The 19,127-nt window shown below is 40.5% G+C and carries 17 protein-coding genes and 1 pseudogene; 9 read left to right on the forward strand and 9 right to left on the reverse strand.

What is annotated here, in order from left to right; all coding sequences use genetic code 11:
- Nucleotides 1–29: 29 nt before the first annotated feature.
- The 6 genes from FHQ08_RS02705 (at nucleotide 30) to FHQ08_RS02730 (ending at nucleotide 7,268) form a co-directional block, all read left to right on the forward strand.
- Nucleotides 30–596: a helix-turn-helix domain-containing protein gene (locus tag FHQ08_RS02705; RefSeq protein ID WP_230912851.1), complete on the forward strand. Its 567-nt coding sequence runs from the start codon at nucleotides 30–32 to the stop codon at nucleotides 594–596.
- Nucleotides 597–831: 235 nt separating this feature from the next.
- Entirely contained in the window at nucleotides 832–1,569 is a 738-nt protein-coding gene (locus FHQ08_RS02710; RefSeq protein ID WP_230912852.1) for a helix-turn-helix domain-containing protein, read from the forward strand.
- A 194-nt stretch (nucleotides 1,570–1,763) separates the two neighbouring features.
- Nucleotides 1,764–3,326: an ATP-binding protein gene (locus FHQ08_RS02715; RefSeq protein ID WP_230912853.1), complete on the forward strand. Its 1,563-nt coding sequence runs from the start codon at nucleotides 1,764–1,766 to the stop codon at nucleotides 3,324–3,326.
- Between the two features lie 129 nt (nucleotides 3,327–3,455).
- On the forward strand, nucleotides 3,456–4,898 hold the full coding sequence (locus tag FHQ08_RS02720; RefSeq protein ID WP_230912854.1) for an amino acid permease: 1,443 nt from the start codon (nucleotides 3,456–3,458) through the stop codon (nucleotides 4,896–4,898).
- 51 nt (nucleotides 4,899–4,949) lie between these two features.
- The gene (locus FHQ08_RS02725) at nucleotides 4,950–6,302 is read left to right on the forward strand and encodes an Nramp family divalent metal transporter (protein ID WP_230912855.1); all 1,353 of its coding nucleotides are present in this window, start codon (nucleotides 4,950–4,952) and stop codon (nucleotides 6,300–6,302) included.
- 120 nt (nucleotides 6,303–6,422) lie between these two features.
- Entirely contained in the window at nucleotides 6,423–7,268 is an 846-nt protein-coding gene (locus tag FHQ08_RS02730; protein WP_230912856.1) for a CPBP family intramembrane glutamic endopeptidase, read from the forward strand.
- On the opposite strand, the gene FHQ08_RS02735 is transcribed toward FHQ08_RS02730, so the two are convergent.
- On the reverse strand, nucleotides 7,265–8,371 hold the full coding sequence (locus tag FHQ08_RS02735) for an SLC13 family permease (protein WP_230912857.1): 1,107 nt from the start codon (nucleotides 8,369–8,371) through the stop codon (nucleotides 7,265–7,267). The two genes, FHQ08_RS02730 and FHQ08_RS02735, sit on opposite strands and share 4 nt — an antisense overlap.
- Nucleotides 8,372–8,589: 218 nt before the next feature.
- Nucleotides 8,590–9,468 (reverse strand): LysR family transcriptional regulator, encoded by an 879-nt coding sequence (locus FHQ08_RS02740; protein ID WP_230912858.1) that lies wholly within the window; start codon nucleotides 9,466–9,468, stop codon nucleotides 8,590–8,592.
- A gap of 108 nt (nucleotides 9,469–9,576) precedes the next feature.
- Here FHQ08_RS02740 and FHQ08_RS02745 point away from each other — a divergent pair, with 108 nt between their 5' ends.
- Together FHQ08_RS02745 and FHQ08_RS02750 are read left to right on the forward strand one after the other, a co-directional pair.
- Nucleotides 9,577–10,140 (forward strand): DapH/DapD/GlmU-related protein, encoded by a 564-nt coding sequence (locus FHQ08_RS02745; RefSeq protein WP_230912859.1) that lies wholly within the window; start codon nucleotides 9,577–9,579, stop codon nucleotides 10,138–10,140.
- A 15-nt stretch (nucleotides 10,141–10,155) separates the two neighbouring features.
- Nucleotides 10,156–10,907 (forward strand): annotated as a pseudogene (locus FHQ08_RS02750) (SDR family oxidoreductase).
- A 67-nt stretch (nucleotides 10,908–10,974) separates the two neighbouring features.
- Here the strand turns inward: FHQ08_RS02750 and FHQ08_RS02755 are convergent.
- A complete protein-coding gene (locus FHQ08_RS02755; protein ID WP_230912860.1) occupies nucleotides 10,975–12,336 on the reverse strand; it encodes an amino acid permease in 1,362 nt (453 codons plus the stop codon).
- A gap of 356 nt (nucleotides 12,337–12,692) precedes the next feature.
- On the opposite strand from FHQ08_RS02755, the gene FHQ08_RS02760 reads away from it, so the two are divergent.
- The gene (locus tag FHQ08_RS02760) at nucleotides 12,693–14,570 is read left to right on the forward strand and encodes an FAD/NAD(P)-binding protein (RefSeq protein ID WP_230912861.1); all 1,878 of its coding nucleotides are present in this window, start codon (nucleotides 12,693–12,695) and stop codon (nucleotides 14,568–14,570) included.
- A 107-nt stretch (nucleotides 14,571–14,677) separates the two neighbouring features.
- On the opposite strand, the gene FHQ08_RS02765 is transcribed toward FHQ08_RS02760, so the two are convergent.
- The 6 genes from FHQ08_RS02765 to amaP all read right to left on the reverse strand — a co-directional run bounded on the left by FHQ08_RS02765 (nucleotide 14,678) and on the right by amaP (nucleotide 19,120).
- Nucleotides 14,678–15,943, reverse strand: coding sequence for an ABC transporter permease (locus tag FHQ08_RS02765; protein WP_230912862.1), 1,266 nt, complete (start codon nucleotides 15,941–15,943; stop codon nucleotides 14,678–14,680).
- The gene (locus tag FHQ08_RS02770; protein WP_230912863.1) at nucleotides 15,936–16,832 is read right to left on the reverse strand and encodes an ABC transporter ATP-binding protein; all 897 of its coding nucleotides are present in this window, start codon (nucleotides 16,830–16,832) and stop codon (nucleotides 15,936–15,938) included. The genes FHQ08_RS02765 and FHQ08_RS02770 overlap by 8 nt, the downstream gene beginning before the upstream one ends.
- A gap of 598 nt (nucleotides 16,833–17,430) precedes the next feature.
- Nucleotides 17,431–17,886, reverse strand: a complete 456-nt coding sequence (locus FHQ08_RS02775; protein ID WP_230912864.1) for an Asp23/Gls24 family envelope stress response protein — start codon at nucleotides 17,884–17,886, stop codon at nucleotides 17,431–17,433.
- 51 nt (nucleotides 17,887–17,937) lie between these two features.
- Entirely contained in the window at nucleotides 17,938–18,360 is a 423-nt protein-coding gene (locus FHQ08_RS02780; RefSeq protein WP_230912865.1) for an Asp23/Gls24 family envelope stress response protein, read from the reverse strand.
- A 14-nt stretch (nucleotides 18,361–18,374) separates the two neighbouring features.
- On the reverse strand, nucleotides 18,375–18,557 hold the full coding sequence (locus tag FHQ08_RS02785; protein WP_230912866.1) for a DUF2273 domain-containing protein: 183 nt from the start codon (nucleotides 18,555–18,557) through the stop codon (nucleotides 18,375–18,377).
- A gap of 17 nt (nucleotides 18,558–18,574) precedes the next feature.
- Nucleotides 18,575–19,120, reverse strand: coding sequence for an alkaline shock response membrane anchor protein AmaP (gene amaP / locus FHQ08_RS02790; protein WP_230912867.1), 546 nt, complete (start codon nucleotides 19,118–19,120; stop codon nucleotides 18,575–18,577).
- Nucleotides 19,121–19,127 lie beyond the last annotated feature (7 nt).

The raw sequence follows: 19,127 nt of genomic DNA on the forward strand, positions 1-19,127 counted from the left end.
GACTAAGGTGAAGTCAAGGAGCGATGAATATGAACTTACCAAAACAAATTAGAAAATATCGAGAACAGCTTGGACTATCTCAGGAAGGACTAGCTGAGAAAATTTTCGTTTCCCGGCAGACAATTTCAAATTGGGAAACTGAACGTAGTTATCCAGATATCAATAGTTTACTTTTGTTAAGTGTCTTATTTGATGTTTCCTTAGACGAATTAGTTAAAGGAGATCTGGAAATGATGAAAAAAGAACTGCAAAATCAAGAACTGAACAAATGGACGTATGTCATGCTAACGTTTATGCTGTTAGCTTTTATCGCTGGTATTCCGATGATATTTATCTTTAAAACTTTCGGCTGGATTCTATTTATTGGTTTAATTAGTATAAATTTGATTGCTAGCATAAAAATTGAAATACTCAAAAAGCGGTTAAACTTAAAAACATATCGAGAAATTTTAGCTTTTTCTGAAGGCAGATCTTTGAACGATAAAAAAACAAATGCTGAGCGTAAATACTACTGGAAAGAAAGAGTAATCAAGTTTGTTGGTGGTGGTGTGTTAGCGCTGATTATAATTGGGATTATGAAGGCTTTGGTTTTTTAATATTGTAGCGTTTTTTCAAGAAACACTTGTCGTGGTCGATTCTTCTTTTTTAGAAGTATCGGCTATTTTTTTGTAATTACTTTTTTTCTTTAATTTTTAAAAGTATCAAGTTTTTGATGAATGAAATGTCGGATTAGGTACCTTTTTAAATGATTTAGGGTGTAAATTAACTTCCATCTTGTTCAAACTCAAGGAGTATGGTTATCTTTTACTTATAATAAAAGGAGATTTGAAATTGAAAAAAACATTATACTTAAAACCATACAACACGTTAGATCAAGTTATGCAGATTGCTAATATTTCAATATCAAAATTAGCTGAATTCTCAGGTGTAGCTCGTCAGACTGTTGCTCAAATCAAAGAGAATCGTGGAGCTAATCCGACACAAATGACTCAAGCTAAGATTGCTAATGCACTTGATAAAAACCCAAATGAGATTTTTAAATTTGCATACGACTATAATCAAGTGAAGAACAATGGTTTTACTAAAGTACATTTACAAATTCTAGAAAATTTATTTTATGAAGCTGGATTCAAAGTATATTTAAGAGCTTATAGCAGATTGAGAAATGTAATGATTACCACAAAAAATGGTTCGCGCAAGAAGATCGATTTCGAAGGGAATCTCAGATTTTATTTTTTTAATGAACCAGGTCTTCAGATCATTGATTTCGATTTATCAATCAATAGACCTGTTCCAATGAAAGAAGTTAGAAATCAGTACATTAACCTCTTTGCCGTTCTTAGAAAATATGCCAATTTAGTCGGAATCACCGTAATTACACATCAAATCAGTCCATTTAGCTTAGATGAAATAATGTCAGATGATAGTTACGTTTATCATGACAATCAATTAAAGTGGGTTTCAAAAATAAATCATATTAAATTTGATGTAGCAACTAAGCTATTTGGCTATGTTGAAACCGAGAATCGTGCTGGTTATAGAACGATTTCATGTAGGATTAAACGATAAACACTCATATAATAGTTAGTTTTTAACAGAATAGGTCATTTATTTTTTTGCACGTGAAAGACAAAAAAGCATAGGTTAGTAAGTAATTTATTTACGCGTTAACTTTTAATGCGATAAAAGTTTCGTTCAACTACGTTAAATCACTGGAACTTGTTTATAATGGGGGCAAAGGGCATTTAACGGAGGATGAGATTATGGTAGAAACGACAATTACGATTGAAGCAAAAGATGAATTATATAAAGAAGTGGGCAATACCTCTTACGATTTGATCGAGCTATTAGGGGAATTGATTGACAATGCCATTGGTGCCCGTACAGAAGCGCAGTTGACTGGGCAAGAGCAGTTGCAGATTCAAATCAAAATCAGCAAGGTCACAGTTGATCAGCGTACGTTGACCGTCACTGACAATGGCGCCGGTATTTCACTACAACATTTAGGGGATGCGGTTTCTTTGTCTGGGACGTCGGGCGGTAGTGGCATCAATGAGCATGGCATGGGTATGAAACAAGCTGTTGCGGCCCTAGGTAAGTTGATTTATTTACGGACAAAAACAGCAGGAGCCCCTGCCTATGAAATCAATACTTTTCGTTTTGGCCAAGTACCGGTCAAGGAATTAGACACTTTTGAAGCAGCAGACCATTTAACGGAAATTGCGATTGCCGATGAACATCAAATGTTGGAACTGACGCCACGGAAGGTCACTCAGGCTGTTGTGCCGTTTCTCGGTGCTAAATATCGCCGTTATCTGACGGGGTCAGCACCAATCACGATCAGTGTGGCACTTGTAGACGAGACTAAGGTAACAACGAAAAAGTGGTCGGTAACGCCGATCGTGATTCATTATTTTAATCCCACAACGGGAAAGGATGAGCCAATTTTGAAATCGATCCCTTTTCAAGGCGCAGGCTGGCTCGCCCATTTAACTTTTGGATATGCCCCGACGAAAGATCAGTACACTGAACTGAATGTGCCAATACCTAAGATGTACGAGCCTTATAATGTGGCGGTTAAAAAGCAAGGCATTGATATTATTAAAGATGATCGAGTCATTAATTTTACGCAATTAGAACAAATTGGCCTGGTGCCTAAAGCGGACAAAAAATATAACTTGATTCGTGGTGAATTGGAATTAGACCAGGGCTTTCCCACGTCAACGACGAAGAATTATATTATGCGTCAAGAACATTGGCAGGCTATGATCGAACAGGTTAAAAATTATTTGGATGAGAACTATTTGTTAGATCCCGATCAAAATGATAATATCGATGGTTTGCCCCGAGAGAGTTACAAGAATCAGTTGAGTAAGTATTTTCAGACCCGGTTTCAAAATGTGCAATTAGATGCTTCGCTAAGTAAATTATCAGGTAAAGTAGATATCGTGACCGACAATATTGCTTGGCTGGTCGTTGATAAACGGGCTACAGATACTGATGTCTTAAGATTATTTAGTTATTTAATGGCTAGTAATGGCCGTTTGAGCACGGGCCAAGTTTTAAGTAGTAATTTTGCAGCGTCTAGTCAAGAGATGGTCCATTTATTACGCGCTAAATATGGTGTGGATATTCGTTTGCAAAATACGAAAGATTTGGAGAAACCGTTACAACGATTTTTGGCTAGTCAGCCGATGACGCGTATGGCTCGGTATGCCCAACAGAAATTGCACCCTGATCAAGCGCCCGATACCCAAGCAAAACCGGCTGAGCAAGGGAAAACAACCAATAATGATTCAGTCAGCCATGATGTCGTGCGCTTTTAAGCAACTGGCAAATAATTAACTGTCAGCAAGAACGATTAGACTGCCAAATAGTGAACGATTTACGATTCTTTTTCTGCTACAATAAAAGACGGCGTTTATCGCTTTAATAAAAGTTAGGGAGTTTGTAAGATGAGTAAGGAAGTAAAGAAGTTACGTTGGTATAACGTTGCTTTAATTGCGTTCGTGGCTGTTTGGGGCTTGAATAACGTCATGAACAACTATGCCCAACAAGGGTTAACTGTGATCACATCTTGGATTTTGATCATGGTATTATATTTTGTGCCGTATGCTTTAATTGTTGGACAGCTAGGTTCTACGTTTAAAGATCTTAATGGTGGCGTTTCTTCATGGATCAAAGCAACCGGGACGAAGCGGCTGGCTTATTTTGCGGCGTGGACGTACTGGGTCGTACATGTGCCCTACTTGGCGCAAAAGCCACAAACCATTGTGATTGCCTTGAGTTGGTTATTTAAGGGCAATGGTTCTTTCATTAAGACCGTTTCATCATTAACGGTTTCGTTGATTTGTTTAGCGCTATTTTTACTGTTTCTTTGGTTGGCTTCTCGGGGCTTAACGACTCTAAATAGAATCGGTAGTGTTGCTGGGACAGCGATGTTTATCATGTCATTATTATTTATTATTCTTGCGGTGACGGCGCCTTTTATTGCTAAAAATACGGTCATTGCAACACCCCATATGGATCAGTTAAAGACCTACTTGCCCAACTTCAACGTTAATTACTTTACAACGATTTCGATGCTGGTTTTTGCTGTTGGTGGGGCTGAAAAGATTTCACCATACGTTAACAATACTAAAAATGCGGCCAGAGAATTTCCCTTGGGAATGTTATTATTGGCAGGCATGGTGGCGTTATGTGCTATTTTAGGCTCGTTTGCAATGGGCATGTTATTTGATGCCAATCATATTCCGGCAGATTTGATGGCTAATGGGGCCTACGATGCCTTTGCTAAATTAGGCGGATATTATCATGTGGGTTCATTGTTTGTAATTCTATATGCTTTAGCAAATACATTGGCCCAAATATCAGCGTTAGCCTTTTCCATCGATGCCCCACTGAAAATCTTACTCGGTGATGCTGATCCCGAATTTATTCCTAAGAAACTATCACAATTGAATAAACGGGGCACCCCCATCAATGGTTATTATATGACTGGTATTTTAGTCAGTTTATTGATTATCGTACCGGCTTTAGGCATCGGCGATATGAATGAACTCTATAAATGGTTGATGAATTTAAATTCAGTCGTGATGCCAATGCGTTATCTTTGGGTATTTTTAGCCTTTATGCTGCTAAATAAACATTTGGAACGTTACCATTCTGACTATATGTTTATTAAAAATAGAACTTTAGGCATGGTTGTTGGAACTTGGTGTTTTGTTTTTACAGCTTTTGCCTGCATTATGGGCATGCTGCCTAAATTGGATATTAATGCTGATCCAGCCACTTGGTGGTTCCAATTAAGTTTGAATATTATCACGCCAATTATTTTCTTAGCTTTAGGGTTGATCTTACCAGCACTAGCCCGGCGTCAAACTAAAGATGTTGCTTAATGATCCACTTAAATCGAATGAATTCAAGACAAATTAGGAGGAAGTGTTGCTATGGCGGAACACAATGAAGATCCAAAGAGTAATCAAAGTTTGGAAGAAGTCAATGGTAGTATTGAGGTCCCGGAGGACGCTGGTTTCTGGAAGACATTGGGGGTCTATGTTGGGCCTGGTGCTTTAATTGCTGTTGGCTACATGGATCCTGGGAATTGGCTAACTTCTATTGCCGGCGGTTCGCAATTTAAGTATGTCCTATTGTCCGTAATTTTACTGTCAAGTTTGATTGCCATGCTATTACAGGCTATGGCAGCACGGTTAGGCATTGTGACAGGTAAGGATCTAGCCCAATTGACCCGTGAACGGACGTCGAAGGGTATGGGGATTTTTCTATGGATCGTGACGGAATTAGCCATTATGGCGACAGATATTGCGGAAATCATTGGTTCTGGGATTGCTTTGAAGCTTCTGTTCGGCTTTCCTTTGATTGTTGGCATTATGATCACCGCCGCCGATGTCTTGCTATTATTGGTCTTAATGAAATTGGGTTTCCGCAAGATTGAAGCTATTGTGGCCACACTTGTAGCCGTCATTTTATTTGTTTTCTTGTATGAAGTGATTTTGTCGCAACCGAATATACCGGATGTGTTTAAGGGCTATGTCCCGTCATCAAAGATCTTAACGGATAAATCGATGCTGTATCTTTCCTTAGGTATCGTTGGGGCTACGGTAATGCCGCATAATCTTTATTTAGGCTCATCGATTTCACAGACACGAAAAGTTAACCGGAAAGATAAAAAGTCGCTGAAACAGGCCATTCGCTTTACGACGATTGATTCGAACACACAGTTAACGATCGCTTTTGTCGTCAACAGTTTGCTTTTGATCTTGGGAGCGGCTTTGTTTTATGGGACGACCTCTGACTTGGGGCGTTTTGTAGACTTATATGATGCTTTAAGTAATAGTAAGATCGTTGGCGCAATTGCGAGCCCAATTTTAAGTATGTTATTTGCGATCGCTTTGCTAGCTTCGGGGCAAAGTTCGACGATTACTGGGACGCTTTCTGGACAAATCATCATGGAAGGTTTTATCCGACTGAAGATGCCGCTATGGGCACAGCGGTTGTTAACGCGGTTGATTTCAGTAACCCCAGTGTTAATTTTTGCAATTTACTATCATGGTAATGAAGCGAAAATTGAAGAGTTACTGACGTTTTCACAAGTATTTCTAAGTATCGCCTTGCCATTCGCAATGATTCCCTTAGTTGCCTATACAAGCAATAAAAAATTAATGGGTGAATTTCGCAATAGTCCCCTTGTGAAATGGCTAGCGTGGCTGATTACAGCCGTGTTGATCATATTGAATGTCTACTTAATTTTACAGACATTAGGGTTAGTCGCAACGGCATGATGTTGTAATAAACCCACTGGTAATGGCCTGGATTGAAGCGTGAGTTTTGATCTAGGCTTTTTCTAGCACTGAATTCGAAATTGGTATAGCTTTTCGTCTTTATTTCAATGGAGGATAAAAATGACACTAAGTAAATCAATTATTAAAGTGAGTGCAATTGCGATCTTCTGGACACTTTTGGCCCAGCTATTAAGCGGTGTGATTGGTGATTGGTTCAAAAGGGCAGCATTTAATGCAGAGGCTGAACTGTTTATTGAGCTGATCTTGACGGGTATTCTAATCATCATTGTGCTCGCTTATTATGGACACAAGCGGCAGTTGCAGTTATTTGCTTTAAGTAAAAATAAACTTGGTAGTTTATATCTTAAAGGGCTCGTATTTGGATTAGGCACATTTGCCTTAATTTGGGTCATTGCGGTTGCCTTAAGGGCGGTCAAAGTACAAGTGCCAACAAATGGCCAAGGGCTCATCTGGTTTGTACCTATGTTATTGGGGTTTGGTATTCAAGGCTTTAGTGAGGAGCTGTTAACACGCGGTTATGTGTTAAGCAAACTGACCGCGATCGGGGCCCCATTAGCCGGTATTTGGACCAATGCGGTAATTTTTGCGTTGCTGCACGCCATGAACCCCGGAATCAATCTATTTGCAGTGATTGAATTAGTGATGACTGGCGTACTTTTATCATTATTACGTTTGCGGTTCGATAGTTTATGGCTCAGTGCAGCATTTCATACAGCTTGGAACTTCGCAGAAGGCCCGATATTTGGCGTTTATGTCTCTGGTAATCATTTTTCAGCTGCTTTACTGCAAACAAAAACCAATCCAGGCTTGGATTGGTTGAATGGTGGTCTATTTGGTTTAGAGGGTGGCTTGATAGCTCTAGCTGTGATCACTGCTGTAACGATCATTTTGATCAGCTGGTATCGCCGTCACCCAGATCCGCGCACAGCGCAGTTATTTCACTAGTCTAGTAGGTTGATCAAACCCCAGCCCAGACTCCCTAAAACGATTAGGCCGATAATATTCAGGCTAAAGAAGCCAGTTAGATAGGTACTACGTTTACGAGTTCCATAATGGGTGTATTGTTTGAATAATAGCAAATTAGCCATAGATGCCACAAAAGTACCCAATCCACCAATATTAGAGCCAAAGAACAAAGCGATGGCATGGTGTGTAAAACGGGCTAATAAAATTGTGGAAGGCACATTGCTGATTAATTGACTGACACCTAAGCTACTCAAATAAACGGAGAGTTTGCTATGTTCTAACAGGCTAAGTAGCGCGACTAAAGGCTGAATCTGACCAAGGTTACTCACAATAATGAAGAAGCCAACAAAAGTCAAAATCAAGGCATAATCTACTTTGGCCATAATGTGGCGATCTAAACCCAAAGCAAGGGCTACAGCAGCAATCGCACTGATCCAAGAAGGAATGATCTTGAAAACACTTAAGAAAACCAGTAAGACGACACAGCCAGCCAATAAAGTCGGTCGTTTTTGAATTTTGATATCATAGACCATTACTGCTGGAACTTCTTTGCGGCGAATGAGTAAACTAAAGATACCGACCATCAAAATGCCACAAACAGCTAATGGCATCGACCATTTGAAGAAAGTTGGAATCGGAACATCATAATGCGAAAGCAAAAAAATATTATGTGGGTTCCCAAACGGTGTTAAAGCACTGCCAATGTTGGCGGTCATGCCAATTAAAGTGACGGGCACGACTTCAGGCAAATCATAGCGTTTGGCAACTTTTAAATATAATGGAACGAGTGTTAAAACTGTCATGTCATTGGTTAAAAACATGGCGCTAATAAATGCTAATATCAAAAATAAGCGTGTTAATTGCTGGGCGTTGTTGGAACGTGTGGTTAAACGATAGGCCCAAAAATCCAAAATATGTAGGTATTCAAAGATTTGAATCACCGTCATCATAGCTAATAGCGAGAATAAGGTTGAAAAGTTAATATCTTGAATATGCGGGCGGGCAAAAAATAAACTGATCAGTGCGATCACAACGGTGATTTGAAGCACGCGATCCTTTGAGATATGTTTCAAAATAGCCATCAGATGAATTTCCCCTTAAAAGACTCAACCCTACTATTTTGCGCCGAAATTTCAATTATCACAATAGATTTTTCAAAAATAGCTACTTTTATTAATATCAAAATAACGATTTAATGATATTAAGGCTTTTAAAAGGGGATTAGGCGCCAATATTATGTTAACCGAATCCAATCAAAATCAAAATTATTAGTCTGACACTTGCATTAGCTTGAGCCTATCTATGCTTGGCCTAACTGTGCTTGCAGTATTGCTAAAAACGCCTGTGCTGCTGGAGATAGTGTTAAACCTTGTTTCCAAATCAAACTTAAGTTAGCAGTTAAATTTGGGTGCAATCGCTTAAACGTTAATGGTGTACCTTGAGTTTGATAGATATCTGCCAAACACAAGGCGTAACCAATGTCTTGTTGGACCAGTAGTGCGGCATTGTAAAGTAAGTTGTAAGTAGCGACAATATTAAGCTCTGCGACATTCTGACCGAACCAAGTTCCAAATTGAGAATTAACGGTAGATTGCCCAGAAATAATCAAAGGCCGTTGTTTTAACATAGACGGTGTGATTGCTGAATGGTTCGCTAGGACATCGTCTTTTTTCATTAATATACCCCAAGAATCCTTACTAGGCAGATCAATAAAATTATATCTATCTTTGACAATAGGGCCAATGATCAAACCAAAGTCAATGAGACCGTTATCGATTCTTTGTAAAACAGTATCTGCATCGGCACTATAAAGATGTAGCTTAATTTTGGGATAGTGCTGAGTTAGCTCCTTGAATGCTTTGGCTAGCGTCAGCATGCCGCTGGTTTCATCAGCACCAATCGTTAAATCACCAGTGATCATTTGGTCGGTACCGAGATTAGCTGTTGTTTTAGCTACTAGATCTAGAATCTGTTGACTTTGTTCAACTAGATAAGTACCAGCCTGTGTGAGTGTAATATGCCGGTTACCTCGAATAAAGAGTTTGGTATGTAATTCACTTTCGAGGTCACGCAATTGTCTGGATAAAGTGGGTTGTGACAGGTGAAGTATTTTTGCAGCACCACTAATTGTCTGCTCTTGAGCAACGGCTAATAGATAGCCTAAGACGCGAAGTTCCATCAGGAAGTACCTCCCATAGGTCATAGTTATAAGTAACTATCAATTATAGGTATTAGACAGTTCTCACTTTTAATTTTACACTTAAATTTAAGGAGGGCTGGCCTAAAAATGAAAATTTTGAAACGTGCGTTACAGGGTGATTTATTAAAGTTTGCGGATCCAGAGTTTCGTAAAATTGATCAAATTGTAGCAATGAATGGTCAACGCTTGCAAAGTTTAAATTGCCAAGTACGAACTGCGTCTGACCAGCGGCAGTTGTTAGGCCAAATTATGGCCCAGCCTTTACCAGCTTCCAGCTCGATTCAGTTACCATTTTACACAGACTTTGGGCCGCATATTTTTGTAGGTGAGGCTGTTTTCATTAATCGGGATTGTTTATTTGTTGATCTAGGTGGTATCTATTTGGCAGATGGTGTCCTGATAGGTCCAAGAACCACAATTCTAACGGTAAATCATTCTGAAAGTAAGATCACGAGGCGAGATATTCAATGCCGGCCAGTGCATATTGCGGAAAATGCTTGGATCGGTGCTAATGTGACGATCCTGCCGGGAGTCACGATTCATGAAAATGCTATCGTTGGCGCTGGCAGCGTTGTTACCAAAGACATACCAGCAGATAGTGTCGTCGTTGGTACACCAGCCAAAGTAATTCGTAAGATAGCGGAATCATAATAGGAGGTTAACTCAATGATCAAAGGTAAAGTTGTCGTTATTACAGGTGCTTCTTCAGGCATTGGGGCTGCTACAGCCAAACTATTAGCCCAAAATGGCGCTAAAGTGGTCCTTGGTGCGCGCCGAGAAGTGCGGTTACAAGAATTAAAGCAAGCAATTGAAGCTGAAGGTGGTGTGGCTGCTTATCAGGTAACTGACGTGACCGAACAAAGTCAAGTTCAAAGTTTGGTGGATTTAGCCAAAGCAAAATTTGGTCGGGTAGATGTCTTATATAACAATGCCGGAATCATGCCCCAAGGCAATTTAAGTGACCGAGAATATGCTGTGTGGCAAAAAATGATCAATGTGAATATCATGGGTGTTTTAAATGGTATCGGGGCTGTACTACCGATTATGCAAGCGCAACAAGATGGTCTGATCATAACGACTGACTCGGTTGCCGGCCATATAGTTTATCCTGCTTCAGCAGTTTATAATGGTACCAAATATGCCGTTCGGGCAATTATGGAAGGCCTACGCCAAGAGGAAAAAGATTATGGTATTCGCTCAACTATCGTTTCGCCTGGTGCTGTGGCAACAGAATTGATCAACTCAGTGGGAAATCAAACCATTACGAAGAATTTAGAACCCTTATTCCATGCTGCAAAAGATTCGGGTTTGACGCTCTATCCTGAAGATGTGGCCCAAACGGTACTATATGTCATTGATCAGCTAAAACACGTGGCTGTCAGCGAGTTCTGATTAGACCCTCAAAACAAGAAGTATAAAATGTAAGACATAAAAAATGCAATTTCCACTGTCAATGTCAGACGGAAATTGCGTTTTTTTAATGACTCAATTTTGAGTTGTATTTTTATGAAACTTTCGGAAATAAATCACAGTCATCATAGCTAAGAAGAGGACACCAATAATAATCGAAACCCGAGTCTCAGGATTGAAGAACATGAAGACTAGTGTCACGACTAAAAAGGCTAAAGTAATGTAATTAGAAATTGGGGACAACGGCATTTTGAAAGGATGTTGTGCCATCTTATCTTGATGTAGTTTACGAAACTTGATCTGACTGATCAAGATAACAAACCAAGGTACCATGCCAGGCAGCACACTAGAACTATAGACCATAACGAAGACATTGCTGGCAGCTGGTAAAAGTATTGGCAGGACAGCATTCAAAACGACACCTAATAGGATCCCAGCTGAAACACTGATTACTGCGTAAAAGGGCACACCATGACGATTTAACAGTAAGAAACGGTGGGGTAATTGTTTGTTGTTAGCTAGGGTGTAAGCCATCCGACTTGCACTATAAATCCCAGAGTTAGAGCCAGATAGAGCTGCCGTGATCACAACAAAGTTCACAATTGAAGCGGCAGCGGTAATGCCGATTTTCGCAAAAGTCTGGACAAAAGGAGACCCGATTTGTGAAAGTTTGTCCCATGGGTAGATACTAACGATCACAAAGATTGCGCCGATATAGAAAATCAAGATTCGAGCAACTGTAGAACGAATGGCTTCGACCAAGGTTTCGCGAGGATTCTCAGCCTCACCAGCGGTAATGCCAACTAATTCGATCCCTTGATAAGAAGCTAAAACAATTGCCAAAGAATAAATGAAGCCCTTAAAGCCACCCGTAAAGAAGCCGCCGTGAGACCACAAGTTGCTGATGCCAATCGGCCGACCGTGATTACCCAGTCCAAAAATGATTAAACCTAGGCCAGCAATGATCATCAAAATAATTGTCACAACTTTGATCAAAGCAAACCAGAATTCTAGCTCACCAAACATCTTCACCGAAATCAGATTAGCAATACATAAAAAAGTCACGGCAATTAGTCCAGGCAACCAGTTAGGCAAGTGAGGCCACCAAAATTCCAAATAACCACCAATCGCGATCACTTCACTCATGCCCACCACGATATACTGAAAAACGTTACTCCAGGCTGTGAGATAGCCAAAAACAGGGTGCATATATTCTGAGGCAAACTTGGCGAAAGATCCCGTATCTGGATCGACATAGAGCATTTCTCCCAGCGCGCGCATGATCATGTACAAAAAGATGCCTGCCACGCCATAAGAAATCAAAACGGACGGCCCTGTCCATCTGATGGTTGAACTGGATCCCATAAATAGACCAACGCCAATCGTACCACCCAGTGCGATCATACGGACTTGGCGGGCACTTAATTTTCGCTGCATGATGATTCCCCTTTAAATTCCTAAAATTTGATGATAAAAATTTAATTTTACCTTCATATGCTACTCGAAAAAACGTAAATGAGCAAGCGGGTGCATGGATATCTTAAGTTTAGTCAAAGTTTTTTGTAGGCGAAGAGATAAAATAACGCCTATTTTATTTACTGAAGTAAGTCATGGATTGCCTCTGTGGCGTATTTAAATTAAATACTCGCAACCATGATAAAATTAATCATAATGTATTGATAATTTGATTTTATATAGCGAAGCTGATAGACGTCATTTGATAAGTTCAAATCTCTGGTAAAAATGTTATAAAAACATATAATATAACCATATTCGAAAGGGTGGGGAGATATTTGCATATCGGCATTGTCGGCGCTGGGCCACGAGGCTTATTGATCTTAGAACGATTGATTGCCTGGTCACGGGAGCGTCAAGAAAAAATGGCAATTCATTTATTTGATTTGAACGGTATTGGGGGTGTCGTTTGGCAGCCAAACCAGTCGTATACATTGATTATGAATACGCCAAGTAATATGATTTCTTTATTTGAAGATGAAACGGTTACGCCACTTGCTGGGCCATTAACAACAGGTCCCAATATTTATGATTGGACAAAGACAGAGGCCGCTGAATACATTCAAAAGAATAACCAGCGCTTCGAACATGCCAACGCCTTTTTAGCTGAGATCAAGCGTCTACAAGCAAATGATTATCCGACGCGAGCATTGTATGGTGTTTATTTGAATTGGTATTATGAACGTTTAACGACCCAGTTGCCCGCCAATGTGACCTTAGAATTTCAGTTACACAATATCATTATGGTACAAAGAATGGCAACGGGGCAGTTTACGGCGCAAACACTTAAACAGAAATACACGTTCGATAGTCTGATCATGGCATTAGGTTACAGTGAAAATAATCGTAATGAAGAAGAAGCACTGCTCGAGGACTATGCTAATGAGCATGAATTAGTTTATATTCCACCCCGCAATCCTGCAAGTGCCGATTTGACTGGTATTTTACCACATAGTACGGTTATTTCTCGGGGGTTAGGGTTAAGCTTCTTTGATTATGTGACCTTATTAACGGCTGGTCGTGGGGGAACTTTTACCAAAAATGCAGACCAAACGTTGACCTATCATCCGTCGGGAACAGAACCCAAGATTGTGGGCATGTCTCGGCGTGGTTGGCCTTATCACGCTAAAGGTATTAACCAAAAAGCTTATGGCGAACAGTTTCCGGCGCAGTATTTGACGCGAGATTTCTTACAGCGATATGATAAAGCTCATCCGTTGCCATATGAGTTTTTCTGGCAGCGGCTGCAACTGGAATTAAATTGGGTTTATTATACATTTTGGCTGTCTGCACATCAGCCGGAACAAGTATCGGCTTTTCAACAGGCAATGAAGCCATTGATACAGGTCGCGCAGTTGGCGTTGATTTTAGACACCTTTAAGATTCCGCAAGCAGAGCGTTTAGATATTGCTGAACAGATGAATCCGGCTGTGGCATTTACAGAGAACCAGATCCAGCAATTTACAACTGCGGTGGCGAGTTATTTAGCTACTGATGCTGTTGCCGCTGAAGCCGGGACTAAGACTGGACCATTAACGAGTGCTTTAGAGATGCTTCGGGACGTGCGTGATTCGATTCGTTATGTGATTGAGCACGAATTATTAACTGAAGATGAGTATATTAATCGTTTTGCACGTCACTTCAATGGTGTGAATAATTTCTTATCGATTGGACCACCTGTACAGCGAACGCGGGAACTTCAAGCACTTGTTGCTGCTGGCATTGTTGAGTTTGCCGGGCCAAATGCGCGCTTTTCGACGGACCGCGGTCAGTTCAGATTAGACAGTGATTTGAAACCGGGACAATTTTGGCTGGCAGATACGATCCTAGAGAGTCGCTTGCCACCAGCAACCGTGTTAAAAACGACCAATCCGTTGTTGACCACGTTATTAGCGAACAAAGACGCTCGCAGTTATCAACTGCAAGAAGCTAATGGCAATTGGGTAGACACGGGGGCTATCGAAGTGGACCGCCAAACCGACCAGTTGAAAGATGCTGATGGGAACGTCATTAAGAATTTATTTATGTGGGGCGTCCCAACAGAAGGTCTACACTGGTTGACGACTATGTCACCGCGCCCGGGTGTCAATGATTTCTTCTTACAGGAAGCTGACCGCATCGTAGCGACCTTATTCCAAAATCAGACTAATTCATAATTATACAAAAAATAACCTTAATCTAAAAGACTACATTAACAAAGTCTTATGGATCAAGGTTATTTTTATTTAAGCTCTGCAAACTAATGTCGGTGACAGCATACTAGTTAAGCGCGTTTTTGTTTGCGTTCAGACCGCATAATCGACCAACTGGTTTTGAATGATTTGAAAAAGCCGGAGTCGGAATATACTAAGACATTGGAGCGATAGAAAGTTACGGCAACTGCTGTTAAAAGAATCAAGAAAATAACTGTAATACCAAGGCTTAGCCAAGCATTCAGCGTGGTTGCATCTCCAGCTGCCAAGCGAATCGGCATAATACTCTGACCAATAAAAGGGATGTAGGAGCCGATGTTGATCACTGATGATTTTGTACCACCCATGACCAAAATACCACCATAATAGCCTAGTAATCCAAGCATCATGATCGGTGTCACTGCTTGTGAAGTCTGTTCTTGGCGTGAAACGACTGATGCTAGCATTGCGGCCGCAATGACGTAAAGCAAGATGGCAATGAACCCAAAAACGAAGGCATAGATAATTTCTGGCGCTGTGAGAATCGAAAGGTCCACTGATTTCATAATGCTGGTTACTGTTTGATTATCCTTAAAGACTTGGTAGGCAATCCCACCAATAATTAAGTAGAAGAGTACCTGAGTGAACATCAGCATTAGCATCGCAATAATTTTACCAAGAAAGTGGGTAGTAGCACTGATACTAGATAAAATAATTTCCATAATGCGGCTGCCTTTTTCTGAAGCAATTTCTTGAGCGATGATTTGACTGTAATAGGCTAAAAAAATAAAAATGGCAATCGTGATCACATTAATAGCGATGATGATGGCTTGTTGACGGTCATTACGATTACTGGCTTGATGGCCGTCTTTAAATACGAGTGTTTTTTGCTTGAGATTAATGGGCTGCATTAATGCTCGCGTTTGCTGGGGCGTTAACTTCAGCTTAGCAGCCATGACGTTTGTCTTTAATGCCGTCAACTGTGTCTTTAAAGTCGTGCTGCTGACGGTGTTGCCACCTTGACGCTGAATCAAGCTAGCCTGAGGAGTCGCTTGTTGCAGGTTGAGGGTGAGATAACCATCAATCTTTTTCGAGCGTAGTGCCTTTTCAGCAGCAGCCGCGGTCGTGATATTTTGGGTCACTTTGAAGTCGGATTTATTCTTAGCTAAGATTTGCTGGGCTGCTGGGGTGTCAGTAATTACAGCAATATTTGGGGTTGTTTGACTATGCATGACTAGATAGCCAATGCCTAAGCCCACGAGGCCAAAAATGATAGGAGAGAGTACGAGAAAAATAAAACTGCCGCTTTTAATATTTTTTAAGTAGACTTGTTTAATGATGACCCATAATTTATTCATTAGCAGCACCCGCTTTCAAACGGAAGATTTCGTCCAATGTTGGCGGCTGTTGGCTAAATTCACGAATATAGCCTTGTTTCGTAGCTGCGGTGAAAATCGTTTTGCCTGCCTCAGGATCTGAGAGCGTGATTGTCAAGCGTTGACCTTTACGCGTAACAGCTTGAACACCCGGGATGGCTTGGACTTCAGCTTCAGTCAGTGGCGATTGTAAAAAGACTCTGGTTTGGCCAAATGACTCACGAATCGTATCTACAGCACCGTTTAAGACAACTTGGCCCTGCTTGAGCATCACAATGTCATCGCTAATGGCAGAGACATTGCCCATATCATGACTAGAATAAATGATAGCCGCGCCTCGGTCACGCATTCCTTTGATGCCTTGTTCTAACAAACTAGCATTAACTGGATCTAAGCCGCTGAAGGGTTCATCTAAAATAATTAAATCAGGTTCATGAATCAAGGTCGCAATGAGCTGAACTTTTTGTTGATTCCCCTTAGAGAGCGATTTAACTTTATCTGTCCGTTTACCTTTAACTTGAAAGCGGTCCATCCATGCATCAATTTTGGGACGAATATCTTTACGTTTTTTACCCTTTAATTCTGCGAAGAATAGAATCTGATCTTCAATTGACATTTTTGGATAAAGGCCACGTTCTTCCGGCAAATAGCCAATAATATCTGCCTCTTTACGTGTTAAAGGCTGGCCCTGCCAGGTAATCGTTCCAGTATCAGGTGTTAAAAAATTCAAAATCATTCTAAAAGTAGTTGTTTTTCCCGCACCATTTTGACCAATAAGCCCCAAAATGTGGCCCTGTTCCACGTGAAACGACTCGTTGGTCACAGCTTTTAGGCTGCCAAAAGTTTTGGTTAGATTGTTAATCTCAAGCATTGACTCACTTCTTTCTGTATAAGTATAGCCTAATCATAGCAAAGTTATTGAATAAATTGAATGCTGAGGTTGGAACTTTACGTGCCCAATTTAGGTTAGGGCTTGAAAACTACCCGATGATGCTCAAGCTCTAAACGTGTTCATACCATCAACTTTTTTACCCAACTACAACTGCTTTGAGGGAAAACGCACCCTCGGCGTCAGTCTAGGTTGGTGCTCAAAAAGTTACCCGATGGTATTCACGCTCTAAACGCGTTCGTAAAGCTAACTTTGTCACCTAACCTTAATTATTTGCTGAAGCTGACGCTTCATCGGCATAATTCGGTTAGTGCTCCAAAGCTGACCAGCTTTACTCACGCTCTGGTTTTAAACGCGTTCCAAAGGGTAACGACTTCACCTAACATCGAATCACTCAAATGGGGAAACCACCATTTATCGTGCTTCTTGTTAGTGCGCAGTCGCTGACCACCCTTTGTCACGCTCTGGTTTTAAACCATACGAAAAAACGGACCTGGCCAAACATCAAGTTTGTAAGGTCCGTTTTTAAGTGGGGGAAGGTAAGAATCTTGAAGGTGTGAAGTGGGGATACGTTAGTTGATTAGTTAGCGTTGTTGTTATCTTCTTTGTTCTTGTTGTTTTGTTCTTCCCATTCCCGTTTTGTCATCATATCTTTGACGGTCATTTTAATGGAAGCAACATTGTAGCCAGTCATAGAGTGAACGGCTTCTTGAATTTTATTTGTAGCTTCATCAAAGATTTTTGGTGCGTTTTTACCATATTCCAGCGTTGTATCCATTTCTAAATTGGCTGTATTGTCATCGTTGTTCAAATCAACTTTGATACCCTTCGTAGGATCATCATTGTTAGAGAAACGATCAGAAATATTTTCAATGACATTACCTTTAACGGATAAAACGCCAGGAATATCACAAATTGTTTTACCAGTGATCTTAGCAATTACGTTTTCATCGTAAGCCAAGTCTTTGTTCACACGATCGTTTGAAGCTTTGTTATCAGCTGATCTGTTATTTGTTCTTACTGGAGCATCTACCATAATTTAATCATCCTTTCAAAATGAGTGATTCAAAGTAAATTATTTTTAAGCTTAAGATACGCGATCTTTAGCGTCATCTTCGTTATTTTTTTGCGCCCATTCCCGTTTGGTCATGATGTCATTGACATGTAAATTCAATTCAACCAAATCTAAGCCAGTCATGGATTTAATTGCCTGGTGCACCTTTGTACAGAGTTCATCAAAGATTGTCTGGGCATTGCTACCATATTCTAAAGTCGTTTCGATATCTAAAGCCACTTGTTTTTCGCCGACTTCAGCATCGATCCCCTTTGTTGGGTCAGTGTTATTTCTAAATCTATCCGCAAAATCGCTCAAAAAACTACCGTTCATGGATAAGATGCCATCAATATCGTTAGCAACTGTTCCGGCGATTTTTTTGATCACATTATCATCAAACGTTAATTTACGATTTGCGACTTTATTCGGCGTAGGCCGTTCTAATGTGCGGTCCATAAAGACACTCCTTTCTACGAATCACGATTCAAGACTTCGCCTAACCAAGACTTGGCACCACTAAAATCAACAAATTTTGCGATTGCAAATCCGATTAAGGCGAATAAGGCGACTGCAAACATTTTCCAAAATCCTAATGTAACTAGAATTAAGCCGGCAATGGCGCCCATAACTAAGCCCATCATTGTTTTTGACATCCTATCCCTCCGTTCTTTTAAATGACACGGGCAACACGTTTATTTTCACTGGCAAGGTGTAAGTTCACTGTTACCTTTTTGGCTGGAATACCCAATGCTTCCTTAAGTTGTCGCTGAACAGATTTCTTGATTGCCGCGCTGGTATCTACCATATCGTTTGGATCAGTAACATAGGCAGTTACCTCAGATATTGCAGCTTGTTTGTTCTTAGCCAACTGCACATTAACGTCCACATCACGAACAGGATATTCGGTCGCTACTGTGTGTTTGATCGTTTTAGCAACAGCCTGCTTATCGATATTCAACTGACCTTTATTGGTCTGAAATGATAGCTTATTGGTCGTCCGACGACGGAAAATAGCTATCAATAGAATACCTAAGAATACTAGAGCACTTAGGATCGCAAATCCCAAGCCAATATAGCCAATGATCGCTACTTCACGAAACGGTAGGATATACCGTGTGAAATTCGGAATTGGATAAACAAGTGCGGCGAACCAAACAGTCTGAATCAAGCCTAAAAGAGCGACGATAATGAGGAAAACTTTAGTACCCATTCGCATATCGACA

This window comes from Agrilactobacillus fermenti (assembly GCF_021030645.1).
Taxonomy (GTDB): Bacteria; Bacillota; Bacilli; order Lactobacillales; family Lactobacillaceae; genus Agrilactobacillus; species Agrilactobacillus fermenti.